This is a genomic window from Sphingomonas kaistensis (assembly GCF_036884275.1).
GTDB classification, from domain to species: Bacteria; Pseudomonadota; Alphaproteobacteria; order Sphingomonadales; family Sphingomonadaceae; genus Sphingomicrobium; species Sphingomicrobium kaistense_A.
Map to the genome: position 1 here is coordinate 2,415,616 of NZ_CP145607.1, position 20,324 is coordinate 2,435,939.

Annotated in this window: 19 protein-coding genes and 1 tRNA gene; 9 read left to right on the forward strand and 11 right to left on the reverse strand. The window is 66.7% G+C overall.

Annotated features, from left to right (window positions below; genetic code table 11):
• Nucleotides 1-352: 352 nt before the first annotated feature.
• The 3 genes from aspS to V6R86_RS11805 all read right to left on the reverse strand — a co-directional run bounded on the left by aspS (nucleotide 353) and on the right by V6R86_RS11805 (nucleotide 2,685).
• A complete protein-coding gene (gene aspS, locus V6R86_RS11795) occupies nucleotides 353-2,137 on the reverse strand; it encodes an aspartate--tRNA ligase (protein ID WP_338504746.1) in 1,785 nt (594 codons plus the stop codon).
• A 164-nt stretch (nucleotides 2,138-2,301) separates the two neighbouring features.
• Nucleotides 2,302-2,493 carry a hypothetical protein gene (locus tag V6R86_RS11800; protein WP_338504747.1) on the reverse strand — a complete coding sequence of 64 codons (192 nt, stop codon included), beginning with the start codon at nucleotides 2,491-2,493 and terminating at the stop codon, nucleotides 2,302-2,304.
• A 95-nt stretch (nucleotides 2,494-2,588) separates the two neighbouring features.
• Nucleotides 2,589-2,685: transfer RNA gene (locus V6R86_RS11805), tRNA-Asp, on the reverse strand.
• 63 nt (nucleotides 2,686-2,748) lie between these two features.
• On the opposite strand from V6R86_RS11805, the gene V6R86_RS11810 reads away from it, so the two are divergent.
• On the forward strand, nucleotides 2,749-3,426 hold the full coding sequence (locus tag V6R86_RS11810; protein ID WP_338504748.1) for an HRDC domain-containing protein: 678 nt from the start codon (nucleotides 2,749-2,751) through the stop codon (nucleotides 3,424-3,426).
• The gene (locus tag V6R86_RS11815; RefSeq protein WP_338504749.1) at nucleotides 3,423-3,707 is read left to right on the forward strand and encodes an I78 family peptidase inhibitor; all 285 of its coding nucleotides are present in this window, start codon (nucleotides 3,423-3,425) and stop codon (nucleotides 3,705-3,707) included. The genes V6R86_RS11810 and V6R86_RS11815 overlap by 4 nt, the downstream gene beginning before the upstream one ends.
• Before the next feature lie 4 nt (nucleotides 3,708-3,711).
• Here the strand turns inward: V6R86_RS11815 and V6R86_RS11820 are convergent, their stop codons facing one another.
• Genes V6R86_RS11820 through V6R86_RS11835 form a run of 4 tightly spaced genes read right to left on the reverse strand, consistent with a single transcriptional unit; the run spans nucleotide 3,712 to nucleotide 9,222 of the window.
• Entirely contained in the window at nucleotides 3,712-5,172 is a 1,461-nt protein-coding gene (locus tag V6R86_RS11820; protein ID WP_338504750.1) for a Ppx/GppA family phosphatase, read from the reverse strand.
• Between the two features lie 9 nt (nucleotides 5,173-5,181).
• On the reverse strand, nucleotides 5,182-7,329 hold the full coding sequence (locus tag V6R86_RS11825) for an RNA degradosome polyphosphate kinase (RefSeq protein WP_338504751.1): 2,148 nt from the start codon (nucleotides 7,327-7,329) through the stop codon (nucleotides 5,182-5,184).
• Nucleotides 7,326-7,952 carry an HdaA/DnaA family protein gene (locus V6R86_RS11830; RefSeq protein WP_338504752.1) on the reverse strand — a complete coding sequence of 209 codons (627 nt, stop codon included), beginning with the start codon at nucleotides 7,950-7,952 and terminating at the stop codon, nucleotides 7,326-7,328. The genes V6R86_RS11825 and V6R86_RS11830 overlap by 4 nt, the downstream gene beginning before the upstream one ends.
• 1 nt (nucleotide 7,953) lies before the next feature.
• Nucleotides 7,954-9,222 (reverse strand): heavy-metal-associated domain-containing protein, encoded by a 1,269-nt coding sequence (locus tag V6R86_RS11835; RefSeq protein WP_338504753.1) that lies wholly within the window; start codon nucleotides 9,220-9,222, stop codon nucleotides 7,954-7,956.
• Nucleotides 9,223-9,286: 64 nt separating this feature from the next.
• Here V6R86_RS11835 and purM point away from each other — a divergent pair, with 64 nt between their 5' ends.
• Genes purM through V6R86_RS11850 form a run of 3 tightly spaced genes read left to right on the forward strand, consistent with a single transcriptional unit; the run spans nucleotide 9,287 to nucleotide 11,608 of the window.
• On the forward strand, nucleotides 9,287-10,372 hold the full coding sequence (purM, locus tag V6R86_RS11840) for a phosphoribosylformylglycinamidine cyclo-ligase (RefSeq protein ID WP_338504754.1): 1,086 nt from the start codon (nucleotides 9,287-9,289) through the stop codon (nucleotides 10,370-10,372).
• A complete protein-coding gene (gene purN, locus V6R86_RS11845; protein ID WP_338504755.1) occupies nucleotides 10,365-11,330 on the forward strand; it encodes a phosphoribosylglycinamide formyltransferase in 966 nt (321 codons plus the stop codon). Before purM ends, purN begins: the two co-directional genes overlap by 8 nt.
• Nucleotides 11,327-11,608: a DUF1294 domain-containing protein gene (locus V6R86_RS11850; RefSeq protein ID WP_338504756.1), complete on the forward strand. Its 282-nt coding sequence runs from the start codon at nucleotides 11,327-11,329 to the stop codon at nucleotides 11,606-11,608. The genes purN and V6R86_RS11850 overlap by 4 nt, the downstream gene beginning before the upstream one ends.
• Before the next feature lie 120 nt (nucleotides 11,609-11,728).
• On the opposite strand, the gene ndk is transcribed toward V6R86_RS11850, so the two are convergent.
• The 3 genes from ndk to V6R86_RS11865 all read right to left on the reverse strand — a co-directional run bounded on the left by ndk (nucleotide 11,729) and on the right by V6R86_RS11865 (nucleotide 14,138).
• Nucleotides 11,729-12,151, reverse strand: a complete 423-nt coding sequence (gene ndk, locus V6R86_RS11855) for a nucleoside-diphosphate kinase (protein ID WP_338504757.1) — start codon at nucleotides 12,149-12,151, stop codon at nucleotides 11,729-11,731.
• 77 nt (nucleotides 12,152-12,228) lie between these two features.
• Nucleotides 12,229-12,666: a DNA polymerase III subunit chi gene (locus V6R86_RS11860; protein WP_338504758.1), complete on the reverse strand. Its 438-nt coding sequence runs from the start codon at nucleotides 12,664-12,666 to the stop codon at nucleotides 12,229-12,231.
• A complete protein-coding gene (locus tag V6R86_RS11865; RefSeq protein WP_338504759.1) occupies nucleotides 12,663-14,138 on the reverse strand; it encodes a leucyl aminopeptidase in 1,476 nt (491 codons plus the stop codon). Before V6R86_RS11865 ends, V6R86_RS11860 begins: the two co-directional genes overlap by 4 nt.
• 150 nt (nucleotides 14,139-14,288) lie before the next feature.
• Here V6R86_RS11865 and V6R86_RS11870 point away from each other — a divergent pair, with 150 nt between their 5' ends.
• The 4 genes from V6R86_RS11870 (at nucleotide 14,289) to rsmA (ending at nucleotide 19,820) form a co-directional block, all read left to right on the forward strand.
• Nucleotides 14,289-16,532 carry an LPS-assembly protein LptD gene (locus tag V6R86_RS11870; RefSeq protein ID WP_338504760.1) on the forward strand — a complete coding sequence of 748 codons (2,244 nt, stop codon included), beginning with the start codon at nucleotides 14,289-14,291 and terminating at the stop codon, nucleotides 16,530-16,532.
• A gap of 80 nt (nucleotides 16,533-16,612) precedes the next feature.
• Nucleotides 16,613-17,962: a peptidylprolyl isomerase gene (locus V6R86_RS11875; protein ID WP_338504761.1), complete on the forward strand. Its 1,350-nt coding sequence runs from the start codon at nucleotides 16,613-16,615 to the stop codon at nucleotides 17,960-17,962.
• A 38-nt stretch (nucleotides 17,963-18,000) separates the two neighbouring features.
• Entirely contained in the window at nucleotides 18,001-19,002 is a 1,002-nt protein-coding gene (pdxA, locus tag V6R86_RS11880) for a 4-hydroxythreonine-4-phosphate dehydrogenase PdxA (protein WP_338504762.1), read from the forward strand.
• The gene (rsmA, locus tag V6R86_RS11885) at nucleotides 18,999-19,820 is read left to right on the forward strand and encodes a 16S rRNA (adenine(1518)-N(6)/adenine(1519)-N(6))-dimethyltransferase RsmA (RefSeq protein WP_338504763.1); all 822 of its coding nucleotides are present in this window, start codon (nucleotides 18,999-19,001) and stop codon (nucleotides 19,818-19,820) included. The genes pdxA and rsmA overlap by 4 nt, the downstream gene beginning before the upstream one ends.
• Here rsmA and V6R86_RS11890 read toward each other — a convergent pair.
• Complete coding sequence (locus tag V6R86_RS11890; RefSeq protein WP_338504764.1) at nucleotides 19,807-20,304, reverse strand: tetratricopeptide repeat protein; 498 nt, start codon at nucleotides 20,302-20,304, stop codon at nucleotides 19,807-19,809. The two genes, rsmA and V6R86_RS11890, sit on opposite strands and share 14 nt — an antisense overlap.
• Nucleotides 20,305-20,324 lie beyond the last annotated feature (20 nt).

The following is a 20,324-nucleotide window of genomic DNA, read 5'->3' on the forward strand; positions in this document are numbered from 1 at the left end:
AGAGAGGGTGAGCTTGGTCATGAACAGCTTTCCTTTGAGTTCCTCGCCCCGTTAAATCTCCATTAAATCCGTTTCAATTCAGGATGCGTGGTTAATATCGTCCTGCTGTCTTGTTTCCGCACATTTGGCGGAGTCAGTGTCTTTTTGGTCAGCATTTTGCTCAAGGTTCGGCCCTGAATGCCCATCCATGCTTGCCGGAAGCGTTAGGTCGCTAACAGTTTTCACCGATGGCGACGCCGGCGAGCAGAATATGGGCTTGGACGGCAACCGACCGCCGCACAATCGGCAAGCCGATTTCAGTCTTCCCCGCTTGAGGAAGGAAGGGCTCCGGGTCGACGCCCGGAGTGCTGCCTCAGCTCTTCGGCCCGTCGCCGACGATCTTGATGCTCAGCTCTTTCAACTGCTTCGCGCTGACTTCGGCGGGCGCGTTCATCATCAGATCCTCGGCCTTCTGGTTCATCGGGAAGACCACGACCTCGCGGATGTTGGGCTCGCCCGCCAGCAGCATGACGATCCGGTCGATCCCCGGCGCCGATCCGCCATGCGGCGGCGCGCCGAACTTGAAGGCATTGATCATGCCCGAGAAGTTGGTGTCGACCTGCTCCTGCGTGTAGCCGGCGATCTCGAACGCCTTGTACATGATGTCCGGGCGGTGGTTCCGGATCGCGCCGGAGCTCAGTTCCACCCCGTTGCAGACGATGTCATACTGCCAAGCCAGGATGTCGAGCGGATCCTTGGTCTCCAGCGCTTCCAGCTCGCCCTGCGGCATCGAGAAGGGGTTGTGGCTGAAATCGACCTTCTTGGCGTCCTCGTCATATTCGAACATCGGGAAATCGACGATCCAGCAAAAGTCGAAACGGTTCTCGTCGATCAGGCCGAGCTGCTGGCCGACCCGCGTGCGCGCGGCACCGGCAAGCTTGGCGGCTTCCAGTTCCTTACCACTGGCGGCGAAGAACAGGCCGTCGTCCGGCCCAAGGCCGAGCTCATTGGCGAGCTTGTCCATGCCCTCGGTGCCGTGGTTCTTGGCGATCGGGCCGCCCCACTCACCGCCCTTGCGGGTGGCATAGCCGAGCCCGGCATAGCCCTCGCCGCGGGCCCACTCGTTCATATCGTCGAAGAACTTGCGGCTCTTGTCGGCCGTGTTCGGTGCCGGGATCGCGCGGACGAAACCGCCCTTGCCGACGATGGTCGAAAACAGGCCAAAGCCCGAACCTTCGAAGTGGCTGCCGACGTCGCTGATGACGATGGGGTTGCGCAGGTCTGGCTTGTCGCTGCCGTACTTCAGCATCGATTCGCGGTACGGGATACGCGGGAACGCCCCCTCGGTGACCTGACGCTTGCCCGCGAACTCGCGGAACACGCCTGCCAGCACCGGCTCGATCGCGTTGAACACGTCGTCCTGCGTGACGAAGCTCATCTCGAAATCGAGCTGGTAGAATTCGCCGGGGCTGCGGTCGGCGCGGGCGTCCTCGTCGCGGAAGCAGGGCGCGATCTGGAAATAGCGGTCGAAGCCCGCGACCATCAGCAGCTGCTTGAACATCTGCGGCGCCTGCGGAAGCGCGTAGAACTTGCCCGGGTGAACCCGGCTCGGGACCAGATAATCGCGCGCGCCCTCGGGGCTCGACGCGGTCAGGATCGGGGTCTGGAATTCGGTGAAGCCCTGCTCGACCATGCGGCGGCGGATCGACGCGATGACGTTCGAGCGCAGCATGATGTTCGAGTGCAGCCGCTCGCGGCGCAGATCGAGATAGCGGTAGCGAAGGCGGATATCCTCCGGATATTCCTGCTCGCCCGCCACCGGCATCGGCAGTTCGGCAGCGCTGCTCTGGACGGTGACGCCGCGGGCGTAGACTTCGATCTCGCCGGTCGGGAGGTTGGCATTGGTGGTGCCTTCGGCGCGCGTCTTGACGGTGCCATCGATGGTGACGACGCTTTCCACCCGCAGCTTTTCCAGCACCGCCAGCGCCGGGCTGTCGACATCGACCACCACCTGCGTCAATCCGTAATGATCGCGCAGGTCGACGAATAGCACGCCGCCGTGATCGCGCTTGCGATGTACCCAGCCCGAGATGCGGACATCGTTGCCGACGTCGGTCTGGCGAAGCTGGCCGCAATGGTGGGTGCGATAGGCGTGCATATTGGTCGTCCGCTAAAGTCGTCGTGACGGTGAATGGATGGCGCGGCGCTTTCCCCACCCCTCCCCTTTTGTCAACTTGGGGTTGCCCCGCTACAGGCCGCAGGAACATGAAGATTCATCCCCTTATCACCGACAGTGGCACCCTTGCCGCCCTGGTCGAGCGCCTAGCCACCCACGACTTCGTGGCCGTGGACACTGAATTCATGCGCGAAAGCACCTACTGGCCCGAACTCTGCCTGATCCAGATCGCCTCGGTCGACGAAGCCGCCGCGATCGATCCGATGGCCGAGGGTATCGACTTGCAGCCGCTGTGGGATCTGCTGGTCGACAATGAGGACGTGCTCAAGGTCTTCCACGCCAGCGGCCAGGACCTCGAGATCGTCTACAACGTCACCGGCAAGACGCCGCAGCCGTTGTTCGATACGCAGATCGCGGCCATGGCGCTCGGCTATGGTGAGCAGGTCGGCTACTCGAACCTCATCGAATCCATGCTCGGCCACGCCCTCGACAAGGGCGCGCGTTTCACCGACTGGAGCCGCCGCCCGCTCGACAAGCGGCAGATCGACTATGCCATCGGCGACGTCACCCACCTTGCGACCATTTTTCCCAAGATGGTCGCCAAGCTGCGCAAGACCGGCCGCGGGCTGTGGCTCGACGAGGAGATGGAGCGGTTGGCCGACCCGTCGAGCTTCGCCTTCGATCCCGAGGATGCGTGGAAGCGTTTGAAGCTGCCGAGCCGCAATCCGCAGGTGTTGGGCCGCCTCAAGGTCCTCGCCGCCTGGCGCGAGAAGGAAGCACGCGGCAAAAACCTGCCGCGCGGCCGGATCGTCAAGGACGACACGCTGGCCGACATCGCCGGCCATCCGCCCAAGACGCAGGACGATCTCGCCAAGGTCCGCGGCCTGTCGGCGGGCTGGCGCAACAACGACATCGGCGCGCGGCTGATGGCGGCGCTCGATGGCGCGGAGCCACTCGGCCCCGACGAATTGCCAGAGCGCGGTCCCAGCCGCCCCGGCCTGACCAAGGATGGCGCGCTTGTCGCCGATCTCCTGAAGCTCCTGCTCAAGATCAAGGCCAAGGAAACCGGCGTCGCGGCTAAGCTGATTGCCCGCTCGGATGAACTGGAAGCCCTCGCCGCCGGAGTACGCAAGGACCTTGCGATCCTCAGCGGCTGGCGGTTCGACGAATTCGGCCGCGATGCGTTGGACCTGGTAGAGGGTCGGCTGGCGTTCGCGACGATGAACGGCAAGCTCAAGATGACCCGCACTCAGGAGGAGCACGTCGCGTGAAGAAATTGATCGTCTCCGACCTCGCCGCCCCGCTGATCGCGGCCTGCGCCACTGTCGGCCCGGCCGAACCCGCCGGCGGCATGTGCAGCGACGCGCAGCTGCAGCAATTTGTCGGACAATCGGCAACCGCCGACCTTGGCGCACGCATCCAGTCGACGTCGGGCGCGAAGACGCTGCAGTGGGTAGCGGCCGGATCGATGGTGACGATGGACTTCCGCGGCGACCGCGTCCGCGTCTATCTCGACGCGCAGAACAAGGTCGAGCGCCTCAGCTGCGGCTGAGCGATCAGGCCAGCTCCATCCGCGCCGTCAGCCCCATGAGATTGGCCAGCTGGCGGTGCCGCCGCGCGACGATGTCGCTGTAAAGGCGCGCATCCTTTTTCGCGAGGCGCAGGACGACGTCATTGTCCTCCAGCCCGATCCGGCAACGCTCGAGCAATTTCTCCGTCCCGCCCGATAGCCGCTGCGCGAGTCGGATCGCCGCGCCCCACTGGCCCGCGTGATCGAGCACCCGCTGCTCCACCAGCTGCGCCAGCGTGCGGTTGAACGGCCCGTCGCCGCCGAACGCCGACCACAAGGTGCGGCCGATAATCGTCCGTCCCTCGGCGTCGATCCCGACCCAATTGCCATGCACGCCCATATCGACCGCCCACAAGGCGCGAAAGTCGGGATGCGCTTCCCAAGCGACATCGGCCAGGAGGCAGGCCGCCAGCCGCAGCCGCCGCGCGGCATCATCGTCGTCGGGAAACAAGGGCGCGATCCAGCCGTCGAGCTCGGCGCCGTGATCGCCGAAGCGGCCCAGTTTCTCGCCCGCCTCAAGGGCGGCCGCCAATAAAGGGTCTTCCGCCCGGCGCGCCTCCGCCAGATGATCGTAAAGCAGGCCTTCGCGCAGGCCGTATGCGCTGGCGACCGCCTTCGCCGGTTCGAGCACTCGGAACAGGGCATCGAGCACCGCAGCCGCCGGGCGCGCATTCTGCGCCCGCGTGGTGGACAGGCCGAAGCGCTGCTTCAGTTGCTCGGGCGAGGTCTTGCGAATGATATCGCGCAATTCGCGCGCCCGGTCCGCTTCGATAGCGTGCCCGTGGACGACGTGAAGCGGCGACCCTGCTTCCTGCTGGTCGAGCTGCGCAAAAGCGCGGAACGAGCCGCCGACGAGATACAGCGTGCGTTCGGCTCCGGCGGCAAGAATGGCGGGCGGGATCGCTTTCTTGAGCGTCGCCGCCAACTGCTTGGCACTCGCCTCCGGACCGACCCGCAGGACGCCAAGCGGGAGCGAGATGCCCGGTCCTGCCTCGCCATTGGCAACTGGTGTCAGCTCAAGGCTTCCGCCGCCAAGATCGGCCACGACGCCCTTGGCGTGCGGAATGGCGGAGATAACCCCAAGCGCCGCGAGCCGCGCTTCTTCCTCGCCGGTGATTACCGTGGGCTCGACCCCGGCCTGCCGCGCGCGGGCAAGGAACTCATCGCCATTCTCCGCATCGCGCACCGCCGCTGTGGCGACGACGTCGAGCCGCTTCAGCTTCATCTCGCGGGCGAGCAGGCGGAAACGGGCCAGCGCCTCGATCGCCTGGTCCATCGCCTTGTCGGGCAGCCGCCCGGTCGAGGCGAGTTCGCGCCCAAGGCCGGCCGAGACCTTCTCGTTGAACAGGGTCGAAGGCACCCGCTCCGACCCGGCATAAGCCACGAAGCGAATGGAGTTGGAGCCGATGTCGATGATTCCCACCGGACCGAAGCTGCGTTTTGCCATGTTCGTTCTTTACCCGCCCTGTTCCAGCTTCAATTTCGGCACTTTCTTGCCCTCCAGCGACTGCCCGCGGCCGGATAGCGACGGATTGGTCATGAAATAGGTGTGGAGGTTGAACGGCTTCTTGGTGTCCGCCACCCGCCGGTATTGACCGGTGCTGCCGTCGAGCAGCCAGCTCTGCTGATTGTCGATCAAATTGGCGACCATCACTTGGTCTAGCACCTGGGCATGAACGGTGCTGTTCTCCAGCGGCACCGCAACCTCCACCCGGCGGTCGAGGTTGCGCGGCATCCAGTCGGCCGAGGAGATGAATATCCGCGCCTTGCCGTGCGGTATCCGCGCCCCGTTGGCGAAGCACCACACCCGGCTATGCTCGAGGAAGCGGCCGACGATCGACTTGACCCGGATGTTGCTCGACAGCCCGGCGAGACCCGGGCGCAGGCAGCAGATGCCGCGAATGACGAGCTCGATCTTCACCCCTGCCTCGCTCGCCTCGTACAGCTTTTCGATGATCCGCGGGTCGACCAGGCTGTTCATCTTGGCCCAGATCGCCGCAGGCTTGCCAGCCTTGGCATTGGCGATCTCGGAGTCGATCCAGCCGGTCAGTCTCTCGCGCAGGCTGATCGGGCTCATCACCAGGATCTCGAGGCCCTTGGGCGTGACGTAGCCCGAGATGAAGTTGAACAGCTTGGCCGCATCGCGGGCGGCACGCTTGGACGCGGTGAAGAAGCTAAGGTCGGTGTAGAAGCGCGCGGTGGTCGGGTGGTAATTGCCGGTCCCGAAATGGCAGTAGGTGCGGAACGAGCCGCCCTCGCGCCTGACCACCATCGACACCTTGGCGTGGGTCTTCCACTGGGTGAAGCCATAGACCACCTGCACGCCCGCCCGCTCCAGCCGGCTTGCCCACAGCAGGTTCTGCTCCTCGTCGAAGCGCGCCTTGAGCTCCACCACCGCGGTCACCGACTTGCCCGCTTCGGCAGCCGCGACCAGCGCATCGACGATCGCCGACTGCTTGCCCGCGCGATAAAGCGTCTGCTTGATCGCCACCACGTCGGGATCGCTCGCCGCCTGGCGTAAGAACGCGACCACCACGTCGAAGCTTTCGTACGGGTGGTGGACCACGAAATCCTTGTCGCGGATCGCCGCGAAACAGTCGCCGCCATGCTCCTTCACGCGTTCCGGGAAACGCGGCTTGAAGGGCGCAAAGCGCAGGTCGGGGTGGCCCTCGATCTCGACCAGTTGCTGGACGTCGGCGATTCCGATCACGCCGGAGCTTTCGGCGATCAGCGCGTGCTCGGCCCCGACGCCCTCGCGGACGAGGTTCTCCAACGCGACCGGCGTGCCGTGCGAGAATTCGAGCCGGATCACCCGCCCCCGTCGCCGCTGCTTGATCGCCGAGCGGAAGGTCCGAACCAGGTCTTCGGCATCCTCCTCGATCTCGATATCTGTATCGCGCAGCACCCGGAACGCCCCCGCGGCGATCAATTCGAAACCGGGGAACAGCACGTCGAGGTGCGACGCGATCGCCGCATCGATCGAGATGAACCGCGTCGCCGTCCCCGGCAGGCGCAGGAAGCGCGGCACCGACGGCGGGATCATCAGCACTTCGCTGACCGGCTCCTTGTCCGCGCTGTCGACCATCGCGAACACCAAAGCGAAGCCGAGGTTGGGGACGAACGGGAACGGGTGCGACGGATCGACCGCCTGCGGGGTCAGGACCGGCAGGATCTGTTCGGTCAGGAAGGTCCGCAGCCACAGCTTTTCTTCCTGGGCGAGGGCGTCGGGCGTGACCACCTCGACCCCCGATTGCCCGAGCAATTTGGCAAGCTCGAGCCAGGTCCGCTGCTGCTCGGCGATCAACGCATCGGCCTCGGCGCTGATCTTCTCGAGCTGCGCCGCCGGGGTCTGCCCGTCGTAGCTGCGCTCCTCCAGCCCTTCGAGCTGCTGCTCCTTGAGGCCCGCGACCCGAACCGAGAAGAATTCGTCGAGGTTGGAGCCGCTGATCGACAGGAATCGCAGTCGCTCGAGCAGGGGATGCGCAGGATTGGCCGCTTCCTCGAGCACCCGGCGGTTGAACGCCAGCCACGACGTCTCACGGTTGAAGTAGCGGCTTTCGCCTTCCTTCAGACGGTTGGTCCTGATCTCGGCCGGCGCGTTCACTCGTCTCCTCCTCCGTCGATCAGCCCGCCGGCGATCAGCGCGCGGCGAACGGTCGGCAAGGTCAGCCGCGCGCTGGCGGCAATGGCGAAGCGGTCGATGGCATCCACCACCCGCTCCGCCGTCCAGTAATCGCGCGTGACCCGCTCGGTCACATAACGCAACGCTTCGTCCGGAAGATGCAGGCCGCGATCGGCGAACAGGCGGCGGACGAGGGCAGCGAACAAGGCATCGTCGGGCTGTTCGATGGCGATGACTGGGGTGATCGCCAGGCGGGTGCGCAGATCGGGCAAGGAAACGGCCCAGCCGGGCGGCGCGCGGTCGGCAACCATCACCAGCGGGCGTCCGGTCTCCTGCGCCTGATTCCAAGCATGGAACAGCGCTTCCTCGTCATGCCGGTCGGCCGGATCGAACAATCGTCCGCCGACCCGCGCAACGAAATTGCGCGCTAGCAGTGAACGACCGGAGCGGCGCGGCCCGGTGAGAATGGTCGCCCGCACCGGCCAGCTCGACCAGCGCTGGAAATGGTCGAACGCTGCCTGATTCGCCGTGCTGACGATGAAGCGGCTGTCGTCGCTCCCTTGCGGCCAATCTAGCGGGAGCGCGATCTGGTCGGGCCCCCTCACCTCATTCCCCCGGGCGATTGGTGGGAACGGGCGTGATCGGCTCGGGCGCCGGGCGCTGCGGCTGAGGCTGCGCGGGTTGAGCGGGCTGGGCCGGCTGCGGCGCCGGCGCGGCGGGCGGCGGGGCATAGCCGGTGATGGTGAACACCCCGCTCGCCGAACTGGTCTGCCAGCCCCTCGCGTTCAGCGCCGCGGCAAGCTGGCCGGGCGAACCGCGGAAGCGCACCACCAGCACCTGCGCGCCGATCTCCTGGACCGACCCCACGCCGGGGATCGAACGCAGCCAGCCGACCGGCGAATAAGGCGAGCTCACCGCGATCTGGATGATCTGGTCGACCGGCGCCGCGGGCGCTTCTTCCTCGATTTCTTCGGTCACCGGCGGCGGTGGTGGGGGAAGCAGGCTCTGGTCGGGCGTGAGCCCGCCCGATGCCAGCCAGCTGGTGTACAGCGCGTCCATCCGCTGGACGCCTTCCGCCATCATCCGCGGCAGGTCGGCGCTGCTGTCGGCGCGCAAGGTGAAGCTGCCGAGCGGACGGCGATCCGCCCCGAAGGAGCCGGTGAACGTCGCAACCGACGGCCCGCCCGGATATAGCCGCCGCACGTGTGCGGTCGCGACCAGCACGTCGGCGGCACCGTAGAAATCGACCAGATTGCGCCACATCGCCCGGCCAGGGCGGCGCACCTGGCCGGCGGTCACGAGCAAGGGATCGATCCCCTGCCCCGACACCCGGACATAATCGATCGCGCTGTTGGCGGTGCGATATTCGGCCCACGCCCGCTGCCACGGATTGCGCAATTCCACCGTGGTCGCCGTGCCGCCGCTGACCAGCACCGGAATCAGCAGCATCGGCGCCGAACGCTGCACCGGCCCCTCGGCCCCGAGCAGCGCGGCCGAACGCGAACGGTCGAACAGCACCTGCAGCGTCGCGATATAACGGCCGGGTGCGATCCGCTCTTCTTCGATGGCGATCGAGCTGACGATCCCGTCGAGCGTCGAATCGGGCAGCTTGGGCGCCTCGCTCATCGGCCGGCTGTGCATCTTGGCCCACAAGGCGGCAAAGCCCTGTCGCTGCGCCAGCCGCCACCCGGCCAGCCGCGCGCTTTCGGCATCCTTGCCCGCGACATCGACCTTGATCCCGCCGATCTCCAGCGTGCTCGCGCTGTCGATAGGCGGAATGCCGCGTTCCCCGCTCTCGAGCTGGGCGAACACGGCGGTGCCAAGCCCGGCAAGGCCAAGCGTGAAAACCAGAAGGCGCAAAGGGCGTCGCGGCATGTCTGCGCCCTCAAAGCAGCTTGAGACTCGATTTCCAAGGCTCTTCTCGGCTAGGCGGGGCGCCATGGGGCTGACTTACGAACAGGCGGGCGTCAGCATCGCCGCCGGCAACGCGCTCGTGAAGGCCATCGGGCCGCTCGCCAAGGCCACGCGTCGGCCGGGGGCGGACGCCGATCTCGGCGGCTTCGGGGGCTTCTTCGATCTCAAGGCCGCGGGCTTCACCGACCCGCTGCTGGTCGCCGCCAATGACGGCGTCGGGACCAAGCTCAAGCTGGCGATCGACTTGGGGCGCCACGACGGGGTCGGCATCGACTTGGTCGCCATGTGCGTCAACGATCTCATCGTTCAAGGCGCCGAGCCGCTGTTCTTTCTCGACTATTTCGCGACCGGCAAGCTCGACGGAGGCGTCGCCGAAGCCGTCGTCGCGTCGATCGCGCAAGGTTGTCTTCAGTCCGGCTGCGCGCTGATCGGCGGCGAGACGGCGGAGATGCCCGGCATGTATGCGGCGGGCGACTACGACCTCGCAGGATTCTGCGTCGGCGCGGTCGAGCGGGGCGAGCAATTGACCGGCGTGGCGATCCGCCCCGGCGACGTGCTCCTCGGCCTCGCCAGCAGCGGCGTCCATTCCAACGGCTTCAGCCTCGTCCGCCGCCTGATCGAAGTGAACGGCTGGAAGCTCGATCGCCCCGCGCGCTTTATGCCCGAGCGATTGCTCGGCGACCTGCTTCTCGAGCCGACTCGGATCTATGTGAAAAGCCTGCTGCCCGAGGTTCGCGCCGGGCGAATCCACGGCCTCGCTCACATCACCGGCGGCGGCCTGCTCGAGAACATTCCGCGGGTGCTGCCCGACGATTGCCACGCGATGGTCGATGCGTCCGCGTGGGAGCTTCCGCCACTCTTTGCCTGGCTTCAGGCCGGCGGGTCGATCGAGCCCGAGGAGCTCGCCCGCACCTTCAACTGCGGGATTGGCATGGCCGTGGTGGTGGCAGCGGACCAAGCCGATGCGGTCACCGATGCGCTCACCAAGGCCGGCGAAACCGTGCATCGCATCGGCCGCATCGAAGCTGGCTCTCGCGGCTGCACCGTTCGCGGTCCCGACGAAAGCTGGAGCGCCCGCGGCGCCTGGAGCGCCACGCACAATCATGGCTGAGCGCGCCCGCGTCGCCGTCGTCATTTCGGGCGAAGGCAGCAACATGGCCGCCCTGCTCTACGCCAGCCGCCTGCCGCAAGCCGCCTTCGAGATCGTGCTGGTCGCGTCCAACAATCCCGACGCCCCGGGCCTCGCGCTCGCCGAGGCCGAAGGCGTCCCCACCTGGTCGCAAAGCCATAAGGGCTTGTCCCGCGAAGCCTTCGACCAAGCGCTGCACGACGCCCTCACCGCCGCACGACCCGACGCCGTCGCCCTCGCCGGCTACATGCGCCTCCTCACCCCGACGTTCGTCGAACGCTGGCACGGCCGCCTGCTCAACATCCATCCCTCGCTGCTGCCCAAGTATCGCGGCCTCGACACCTATGCCCGGGCGCTCGAGGCCGGCGACAGCGACGCCGGCTGCACCGTTCACCTCGTCACCGAGGACGTCGATGCGGGCGAAATTCTTGGTCAGGTCGCGGTCGCCATCCGCCCCGGCGACACACCAGACACGCTGGCGCAGCGCGTCCGCCTCGCCGAGCACCAGCTCTATCCTGCCACCCTGTCCGCCTATGTCTCGCGGCATCAGGATGCGAACTGGATCGAGGCCGAGGTCGATGCCCTCGCCGCCTCCCTCGCGGAAGTCAGCCGCAAGACCAGCCACGGCAGCCCCGGCTGGGCGGTAGGCACCGAAAAATCCGCCAAGCTGTTCGCCATCCTCGCCGACCGCCATCACGGCGAAGACGCCATCGGCCTGCTCGTCAAATCGAGCGGCGCGGACGAGATGACCGGCCTGATCGAAGCTCGCCCCGATACCTATTACTGGCCCAAATATTATGGCGCGAGCGGCTGGCTCGGGGTCAAGCTCAACCGGCCCGACACCGATTGGGACGACGTGCGCGACTGGCTCGAGCGCAGCTGGCGCACCGTCGCTCCGCCGCGCCTGACCAGATTCATGCGCGCCGCGGACGAGTTTTGACCTCGCTAGAGGCGCTCGGCTGGCTCGGCCTCATCAATGCCTGGACCTTCTATCGCTTCCGCCAGGACAAGCAGCGCGCTGTATTCGGGCAATGGCGGGTCAGCGAAAGCGAACTCCTCGCCCTTGCCTTCATCGGCGGCACCCCCGCCGCCTTCGCCGCCCGCCACCTGCTTCGCCACAAGACCCGGAAGCAGCCCTTCTCGACCTACCTGACCCTCATCGCGATGGTACAGGTCGGGGTCGTGGCAGGTTTGATAGTGATGCCTAGCTTCATATGATCGGCGCCAGCAGCATCTGACGTTGCGCCTTCGCAACGCTGCGCCAAAGATCTAGCGCCATTAAGAAAAAGCCCGCCGGATCGCTCCAGCGGGCCCCTTGTTCCGGCTTAGAGCTCAGGCTCAGCCGACGATCTCTTCCGGCTTGAAAAAATAGTCGATCTCGATCTTGGCGTTTTCGTCCGAATCCGATCCATGCACCGAATTGGCTTCGATCGATTCGGCCAGTTCCTTGCGAATGGTGCCGGCATCGGCGTTCTCGGGGTTGGTCGCGCCCATGATGTCGCGGTTGCGCTTCACGGCGTCTTCGCCTTCCAGCACCTGGACGACGACCGGGCCCGAGATCATGAACGACACGAGGTCGTTGAAGAACGGACGCTCGCGGTGGACGCCGTAGAAGCCTTCGGCCTGCTCGCGGGTCATGTGGATGCGCTTGGACGCAACGACACGAAGGCCGGCTTCTTCCAGCATCTTGGTGACCGCGCCGGTCAGATTGCGGCGGGTGGCATCGGGCTTGATGATCGAAAAGGTGCGCGTGACGGCCACGGGAAAGCTCCGTTCGTGTTTGGGTGGGTTGAAGGATTGCGCGCGCCCCTAGCCGGAGGCCGGGCGAAGGGCAAGGTTCAGGCCTTGCGTGTCCAGCGCCCGTCCTCGCGGGCCCAATAATTTCGTTCTACGCCTTCGCGCCCGGACAGGAGCTTCCACGCCTGCCGCGCTTCGAAGAGATTGGCTTCGTCGAACAGGTAAAAAGCCCGGTCGAAGGTCAGCGCCGCTTCGCGCCATTCGCCGTCGGCGACCAGCAGATTGCGGGCGCCGTTGGCGGGATCGGGCGTGGTCGATAGCAAGATCGGCTGCCGCGCATCCTCGCCTTCCCCGGCGATGCCGTGGGCGAGGAAATCGGTTTCCCCCTGATCCCACAGCAGCCGGTCCATCCGGGCGAGCGCGCCCTCGTCGGCCATCACCACCAGCAGCCGCTCGCCGCCCTCGACGACCTTGGCGGCGATGCTCGCCACCACTTCGTCGACGGGCGCGCCGGCCAGCTGGTAGAAATCGACTCTCACTCGGCCGTCATCTCCACGAAGCGATCGAGCAGGCGCACGCCAAACGCGGTCGCGCCCTTTTCGTAGGTGGTGCCGGGCTTGTCGCTCCAGACCATGCCGGCGATGTCGAGATGCGCCCATTCGACGCCTTTCTCGACAAAGCGCTGCAGGAACTGCGCGGCGGTAATCGAGCCGCCTTCACGCGGACCGACATTCTTGATGTCGGCGATCGGGCTGTCGATCAGGCGGTCGTAAGCGTCGCCCAGCGGCATCCGCCACAATTTCTCGCCGGTCTCGGTGCCCGCCGCGGCAAGCTCACCCGCCAGCGTGTCGTTGTTCGAGAACAACCCGCCATGCTCGGACCCGAGTGCGATCAGCATCGCGCCGGTCAGCGTTGCGAGATCGACCAGCCGCTTGGCGCCAAGCTCGCGCTGGGCATAGGTCATGACGTCGGCCAGCACGAGGCGGCCTTCGGCGTCGGTATTGATGACCTCGATCGTCTGCCCGTTCATCGAGGTGACCACGTCGCCCGGACGCGTTGCGCTGCCCGACGGCATGTTCTCGACGAGCCCGCACAGGCCGATCACATTGGCCTTGGCTTTGCGACTGGCAAGCGCGACCATCGCGCCAGCGACCGCACCGGCGCCCCCCATGTCCCACTTCATCGATTCCATGCCGGCGGCCGGCTTGATCGAGATGCCGCCGGTGTCGAAGGTGACGCCCTTGCCGATCAGCGCCAGCGGCTTGTCGGTCGGATGGCCGCCGCCGTTCCAGCGCATTACCAGCAAACGTGGCTCGCGAATGGTCCCCTGATTGACGCACAGAAGCGAGCCCATGCCGAGCTTCTCCATCTCGGCCTGACCCAGCGCCTCGATTTCAAGCCCGGTACCCTCGGCGGCCTTCTTCACCCGCTCGACGAAGGTTTCGGCATAAATAATGTTGGCGGGTTCGGTGACGAGTTCGCGGGTCAGCTTGATGCCTGCCAGCACGCCTTCGTACCGCTCGCTCCAGCGCTCCCCGGCGTCGGCGGGCGCGCCGACGATCACGACTTCCTCGACGCTCGGCTTCTGCTTGTCCTTGAGCTTAGTGCGATAGCGGTCGTAGCGCCACGCCCGCGCCGCCGCTCCCAGCGCCAGACGCGCGGCGGCGTCGGCATCGAACTTGGCGCCGGTAAGATCGATCACCAGCGTCTTTTCGCCCGACGTCAGCAGCCGACCGACCGCCGTGCCGCCGAGCTTCTCGGCCGCCGCGCCGTCCGATCCCGTGCCGGTCCCGATCAGCACCAGCCGGCGGACCTGTGCTTCGCCGCCGCCGCCGATCCATGTTTCCGCGGCCGCACCCGCTTCGCCCTCGAACCGCTGCCCGCGCGCCGCCGCTTCGGCCGCCGCGCGATGCTCGCCGAGCGACGCGAGGTTGCCGCGCTCGGTGCCGGCGACGGGAAGAACCAGGGCATAGCTGCCGGAAGGAGCGGCGTCGGCGAAGCGGATCTGCATGGGAAGGAACACCTGCAATGGGAAAAAGAAGGGTTGCCGTGTCCTTAGGCCCGCGCCCCCCGCGCTGCCAAGCCCGTTGCCCCGGCTGGCGAAGGCTGCAATAGGCTGGCCTTTCACGGGCTCACTAGCGGATCAAGGCAGACATAAAGGGTGCGATACGGCGTCACGGCCTGGACGGCGCTTCCGCTGGTGCTCGCGCTTGCCGCGCCGGATCGCGCTTGGGCGCAGGACATCGCCGCTCCGGCTGTTGAAACCGAGGTGCCTCCTGCCGAGCCGCAGCCGCTCGCGGCGGCAGACCAGGAAATCGCCTTCACCGCCGATCGCGTCGATTATGACAGCGAGAACGAGGTCGTCACCGCCGCCGGCCAGGTTCGGATCAATCGCGAAGGCACCTTTGTCGCCGCCGACCAGGTGCGCTGGGACCGCCGCTCGGGCGAAGTGGTCGCGACCGGCAACGTGGTGGTGGTCCAGCCGCAGGGCGACCGGCTGATCTCCGAACGCGTCGTGCTCGACGACGCGCTGCGCGATGCCACGGTGGATAATCTGCTCGTCGTTTTGGAAAGCGGCGGACGCCTCGCCGCCGACAAGGCGACCCGCACCGGTAACGTCACCACGCTCGAGAATGCGGTCTACAGCCCGTGCCGGATCGACAACGAAGCCGGCTGCCCACGCAAGCCCAGCTGGCGGATCCTCGCCGCCCGGGTCCGCTACGACCAGGCTGCCGAGCGCATCCGCTTCGAGCGCGGCCGGTTCGAACTGTTCGGCATTACCCTGCCCCTGCTCCCGGTCTTCAGCCTCGGCACCAGCAGCGGGGGCGAAGGCTATTCGGGCTTTCTTCTCCCCGAACTCCGCTACAGCCGGCGGCTCGGCGGCGAATTGTCGCTGCCCTATCTCACCCGGTTCGGGCCCAACCGCGACATCACGGTAACGCCGCACCTCTACACCTCGGTCAATCCGGCGGTCGAAGCGCGCTACCGCGAACTCAACAGCCTCGGGGCCTTTTCGCTCGGCGCCTTCGTCACCTACGGCGACAAATCGAGCTATGACGACAGCCGCACCAATCGCGGCCTCCGCGCCTACATCGAGGGCAACGGCAAGTTTCAGTTCTCGCCCCTGTGGAGCCTGACCGGCCAAGTCCGCGCCGCCACCGACAAGGACGTGGCGCGCTTCTACGACCTCAATCGCGACGACCGCTATCGCAGCTTTCTCGACCTCGAGCGGATCGACCTCGACAGCTACATCAGCATTGCCGGCTGGGCCTTTCAGGGTGTTCGCCAGAACGACATTCAGAGCACCATCCCCTTCGCCCTTCCCGCCATCGACGCCCGCGTCCGCCTGACCGACCCGCTGCTGGGCGGCCGGGTCGAGCTTCAGGCTAACAGCCTCGCCGTGTTCCGCCGCGAAGGTCAGGACAGCCAGCGCGCCTTTGCCGGTGCCCGCTGGGACTTGCGCCGCCTGACCACCATGGGGCAGGAGATCCTGCTGACCGGCTATGCCCGCGGCGACCTTTATCATAGCGACGACAACGAGCTCACCAGCGCCGCCATCTATCGCGGCGAGAAAGGCTGGCGCGGACGCGAGATCGCCGCCGCCGCCGCCGAAGTTCGCTGGCCGCTGACCGGCGAATTGCTCGGCGGCATCCAGCGACTCACACCCCGCGCCCAGCTGGTGATAACCCCGCCGACCGCCAACATCAGCCTTCCCAACGAGGACAGCCGCTCGGTCGACCTCGAAGACAGCAACCTTTTCGCGCTCAACCGCTTCCCCGGCTACGACCGCTGGGAAGACGGCAGTCGCATCACCTACGGCCTCGACTGGACCCTCGACCGGCCCGGCTGGGCGGTGTCGAGCAATATCGGCCAGTCCTACCGCCTCAACCGCGACGCGCAGATCTTTCCCAACGGTACGGGCCTGACCGACCGCTGGTCCGATTTCGTCGGCCGCACCCGGGTCAAGGTCGGCCGTTTCGTCGACCTCACCCACCGCTTCCGGCTGGACAAGGACAATTTCGCGGTCCGCCGCAACGAGGTCGATCTGACCGTCGGCACCACCGAAACCTATGCGCGGATCGATTATCTGCGCCTCAACCGCAATGTCGATCAGTCGATCGAGGACTTGCAGGACAAGGAAGAGCTGCGGCTTGCCGGCCGGTGGAAATTCCATCGCTTCTGGTCGGTGTTCGGCGCGACCGTGCTCGATCTCACCAACGCCGACGAAGATCCGCTCAGCATCGCCGACGGCGTCAACGCCGTCCGCCATCGCCTGAGCCTCGATTACGAAGACGACTGCCTGTCTTTCGGCATCAGCTGGCGCCGCGATTATGAGCGGCTTGGCGACCGGGCTGAGGGCAGCACCTTCAGTTTCCGCCTGTCCTTGAAGGGCTTGAGCCGCTAAACGGCGCTCATCGCCGGTTCAGCGCGGGGCTGGCAAGGCGCCGTGAACTGCTTGAAATAACAAGGGATACAAGGCTCGTTATGGCAAAGGCCAAGACGCTTTTCACGACCGCTCTCCTGGCGTCGCTCGCCAGTGTCGCGGCAGCGCAGAGTGGGCAAGCGCAGCAGCAGCCTGCGGCGCGTAACAGCTCGTCGGGTCTCAACCTGCCGCAGACGGTCACCGTGCTCGGCCGCCCGATTCCCTCGGTGGTCAAGGCAAGCGCCATCGTCAACGGGCAAGTCATCACTCAGACCGATATCGACCAGCGCCTCGCCCTCCTTGCGCTGGCGAACAACCAGCCGATTCCCAAGGAAGAGGAAGAGCGGCTGCGCGTGCAGGTGCTGAGCAACCTCATCGACGAAACGCTTCAGATCCAGGCCGCCGATGCCGCCGGGATCAAGGTCAGTCCGACCGACATCGACCGCACCGTCGCCCGCGTCGCCGAGAACACCAAGCGCAAGCCCAACGAGCTCGCTGGGTATCTCAAGCAGAATGGCAGTTCGATCAACTCGATCCGCCGCCAGATCCAGGGCGAAATCGCCTGGCAGCGCCTCCAGCGCCAGAAGATCGAAAGCGGCGTCAGCGTCGGTGACGACGAGGTCAAGGCCTTCATCGACCGCATGAATGCGTCCAAGGGCACGCAGGAATACCGCGTCGGCGAAATCTATCTCGAAGCGACCACCGCCAATCAGGCGCAGGTCGCGCAGCAGGCGCAGCAGATCGTTGCCGCACTCCGCCAGGGCGCGAGCTTTGCCGGCTACGCCCGCCAGTTCGGCCAGTCCTCCGCCGCCGCCGTCGGTGGTGACCTTGGCTGGATCCGTCCCGAGCAGCTTCCCGAGCCGATCGCCCAGACGCTGACACAGATGCAGCCCGGCCAGCTCAGCCAGCCGATCCCCGTCCAGGGCGGCATCTCGATCATCGCCGTGCAGGACACCCGCAAGGTGCTGACCGCCGATCCGCGCAATGCCGTGCTGTCGCTGAAGCAGGTGTCGATCACCTTCCCGGCCGGCACCACCGCTGCGGCGGCCAATCCGCAACTGGAGCGCTTCGCTGCCGCCACCCAGAATATCGGTGGGTGCGGCGGTGCCGACAAGGTCGCGGCCGACTTCAGGGGCGATGTGGTCCAGTCGGACAGCGTCAAGCTTCGTGACCTGCCGGCGGCCTTGCAGGAAATGATGCTGCCGATGCAGGTCGGTCAGGCAACGCGCCCGTTCGGCAGCATTGCCGATGGCGTTCGCGTGCTGGTGATCTGCGGCCGCGACGAAGAACAGAGCGCCAATGCGCCTAATGCCGATGCGGTGTTCGCGCAGCTTCAGGAAGAGCGCGTCAATGCCCGCGCCCGCCGTTATCTTCGCGATCTCCGCCGCGACGCCGTCATCGACTATCGCTAAGGTGGCCGAGACGGCCGGCAAGCGTTAGGGGGCTGGCGATGAGCCTGCCTCCGCCCCTGCTTGCCGTCTCGCTTGGCGATCCTGCGGGGATTGGCCCTGAAGTCGTAGCCAAGGCGTGGGACAGCCGCCACGCGCTCGGCCTGCCGCCGTTCGTCGCCGTCGGCGATCCGCGCAGCTTGTCCGAAGTCTGGGATGGCCCAGTCGTCGTGCTGTCCAACCCGGCCGAAGCCATCGACGCGTTCGAGCACGGCCTGCCGCTGCTCGCCGTGCCCGCCGCTGCCGCAAGCCTGCCCGGCCAGCCCACTACGGCCGGCGCACATTGCAGTCTCGACAGCCTCGAACTCGCCGTCGGCCTGACCCGCTCGGGCACCTGCGCCGGCGTGGTCACCGGCCCGGTCGCCAAGCACCAGCTCTACGCCATCGGCTTCAATCACCCGGGCCAGACCGAATTCGTCGCCGAACGTTGCGGCGTGTCGTCCGGCAATGTCGCGATGATGCTCGCCGGACCGACATTGCGCACCGTGCCGGTCACCACTCACCTGCCGCTGCGGGACGTGCCCGAGCGGCTGACCAGCGCCTTGATCGAAGCGCGCGGGCGGGTGACCCTGCGCGGCCTTCAACGCAACTTCGGCATTGCCAACCCGCGTCTCGCGGTCGCCGGCTTCAATCCCCATGCGGGCGAGAATGGTGCCTTGGGGAGCGAAGAACGCGATGTGATCGAACCCGCCATCGCCGCGTTGCGCGCCGAAGGCTGGGACGTCACCGGCCCGCACCCCGCCGACACCATGTTCCACACCGCGGCCCGCGCCCGCTACGACGCCGCGCTCTGCATGTATCACGATCAGGCGCTGATCCCTTTGAAAGCGCTGCACTTCGAGGAAGGCGTCAACATGACGCTCGGCCTGCCGATCGTCCGCACCTCGCCCGACCATGGCACCGCCTTCGACATCGCCGGCCAGGACCGTGCCGATCCGCGTGCGATGGCGGCGGCGATCCGCATGGCCGCAAGCTGCGCGCAGCACCGCGCCCTTCACGGTTGACCACGCTACCGCCCCTGCGCGAGGTGATCGCCCGCCACGGCTTGTCCGCGTCGAAAGCGCTAGGCCAGAACTTCCTCCTCGACCGTCAGCTTCTCGCCCGCATCGCCGCCATTCCCGGCGATCTCGACGGCGCATCGGTCTATGAAGTCGGCCCCGGCCCCGGCGGCCTGACGGGCGCGCTGCTCGATGCCGGCGCACGTGTCACCGCCGTCGAACGCGATCGTCGCTGCCTTCCCGCGCTGGCCGAGCTTGGAGGGCTGTTTCCCGGCAAGCTTACCCTGATCGAGGACGACGCCCTCAAGATCGCCGAAGAGCCCCTGGTCGGCCGCGGCGCGCATGTCGTCTCGAACCTACCCTACAACGTCGGCACCGCCCTGCTGCTGCGCTGGCTCGGTGCCGAATGGGCGCCTTGGTGGTCGAGCCTGACGCTCATGTTCCAGAAGGAAGTGGCCGATCGCATCGTCGCCAAGCCCGGCGACGACGCCTTTGGACGCCTCGCGGTGGCGGCTCAATGGCGCGCGGTCCCGCGCATTGCGCTTCCAGTTCACCGTTCGGCCTTCGTGCCACCGCCCAAGGTCGCCTCGGCGGTAGTCCATATCGTGCCCGCCGCCGAGCCCGAGGGCGTAAGCCACCCCGTCCTCGAATGCCTCACCGCCGCCGCCTTCGGCCAACGCCGCAAGATGTTGCGCCAGAGCCTCAAGAGCGTTCCCTACGCCCTCGACGCGCTGCCGGCGCTCGGCATCGCGGCCGAGCGGCGGGCGGAGACGGTCGGCGTGGACGAATGGGTCGCCCTCGCCCGCGTCCTCAGTTCTTCTTAGGAGCTGCTGGCGGTTCGGCCTTGGCCATTGCCGGCCCGCGCTGGATCAGCGCCGACAGGCTGGTCGCCGGCGCACAGGGTTTGGCACCGCACAGGCTCTTGATCTTGGCGAGGTTCTGCTGGGCGCGTCCGACCGCGCCAAGCTCCACCATCGCTTCGCCCTGAACGCCAAGCGCGACCGGATCGTTGGGCTCCAGCGCCAGCGCCTTGTTGGTGAAGCGGATCGCCTGCCCATAAAGCTTCTGCTTCTGCGCTACCCGCGCCAGCGACACGAACGCGCCGCGGTTACGTGGATCGATGATCAGCGCCGTTTCCAGCGCATCGTCGGCCGCCTGATATTGGCCGGCCGCCAACGCCGCTTCGCCCGCTTTCTGCCATTGCAGCGACTGCGCATTGATCTGCGCGTCGGGGACCTGTGTCTCGCCCGAACTGGCGATCGTCGCCCCCATCACCCCAAGCGCAACAACAATCGGAAGCAAACGCATCATCGTCTCCCAGGCGGGGT

Excerpts from the sequence above, each read along its gene's own strand:
- pdxA (WP_338504762.1), top strand. The coding sequence starts at position 18,001 with ATGAGCCTGCCTCCGCCCCTGCTTGCCGTCTCGCTTGGCGATCCTGCG.
- aspS (WP_338504746.1), bottom strand. The coding sequence starts at position 2,137 with ATGCACGCCTATCGCACCCACCATTGCGGCCAGCTTCGCCAGACCGAC.
- V6R86_RS11890 (WP_338504764.1), bottom strand. The coding sequence starts at position 20,304 with ATGCGTTTGCTTCCGATTGTTGTTGCGCTTGGGGTGATGGGGGCGACG.
- V6R86_RS11865 (WP_338504759.1), bottom strand. The coding sequence starts at position 14,138 with ATGCAGATCCGCTTCGCCGACGCCGCTCCTTCCGGCAGCTATGCCCTG.
- V6R86_RS11835 (WP_338504753.1), bottom strand. The coding sequence starts at position 9,222 with ATGCCGCGACGCCCTTTGCGCCTTCTGGTTTTCACGCTTGGCCTTGCC.
- V6R86_RS11875 (WP_338504761.1), top strand. The coding sequence starts at position 16,613 with ATGGCAAAGGCCAAGACGCTTTTCACGACCGCTCTCCTGGCGTCGCTC.
- purN (WP_338504755.1), top strand. The coding sequence starts at position 10,365 with ATGGCTGAGCGCGCCCGCGTCGCCGTCGTCATTTCGGGCGAAGGCAGC.
- purM (WP_338504754.1), top strand. The coding sequence starts at position 9,287 with ATGGGGCTGACTTACGAACAGGCGGGCGTCAGCATCGCCGCCGGCAAC.
- V6R86_RS11820 (WP_338504750.1), bottom strand. The coding sequence starts at position 5,172 with ATGGCAAAACGCAGCTTCGGTCCGGTGGGAATCATCGACATCGGCTCC.
- V6R86_RS11810 (WP_338504748.1), top strand. The coding sequence starts at position 2,749 with ATGGTCGCCAAGCTGCGCAAGACCGGCCGCGGGCTGTGGCTCGACGAG.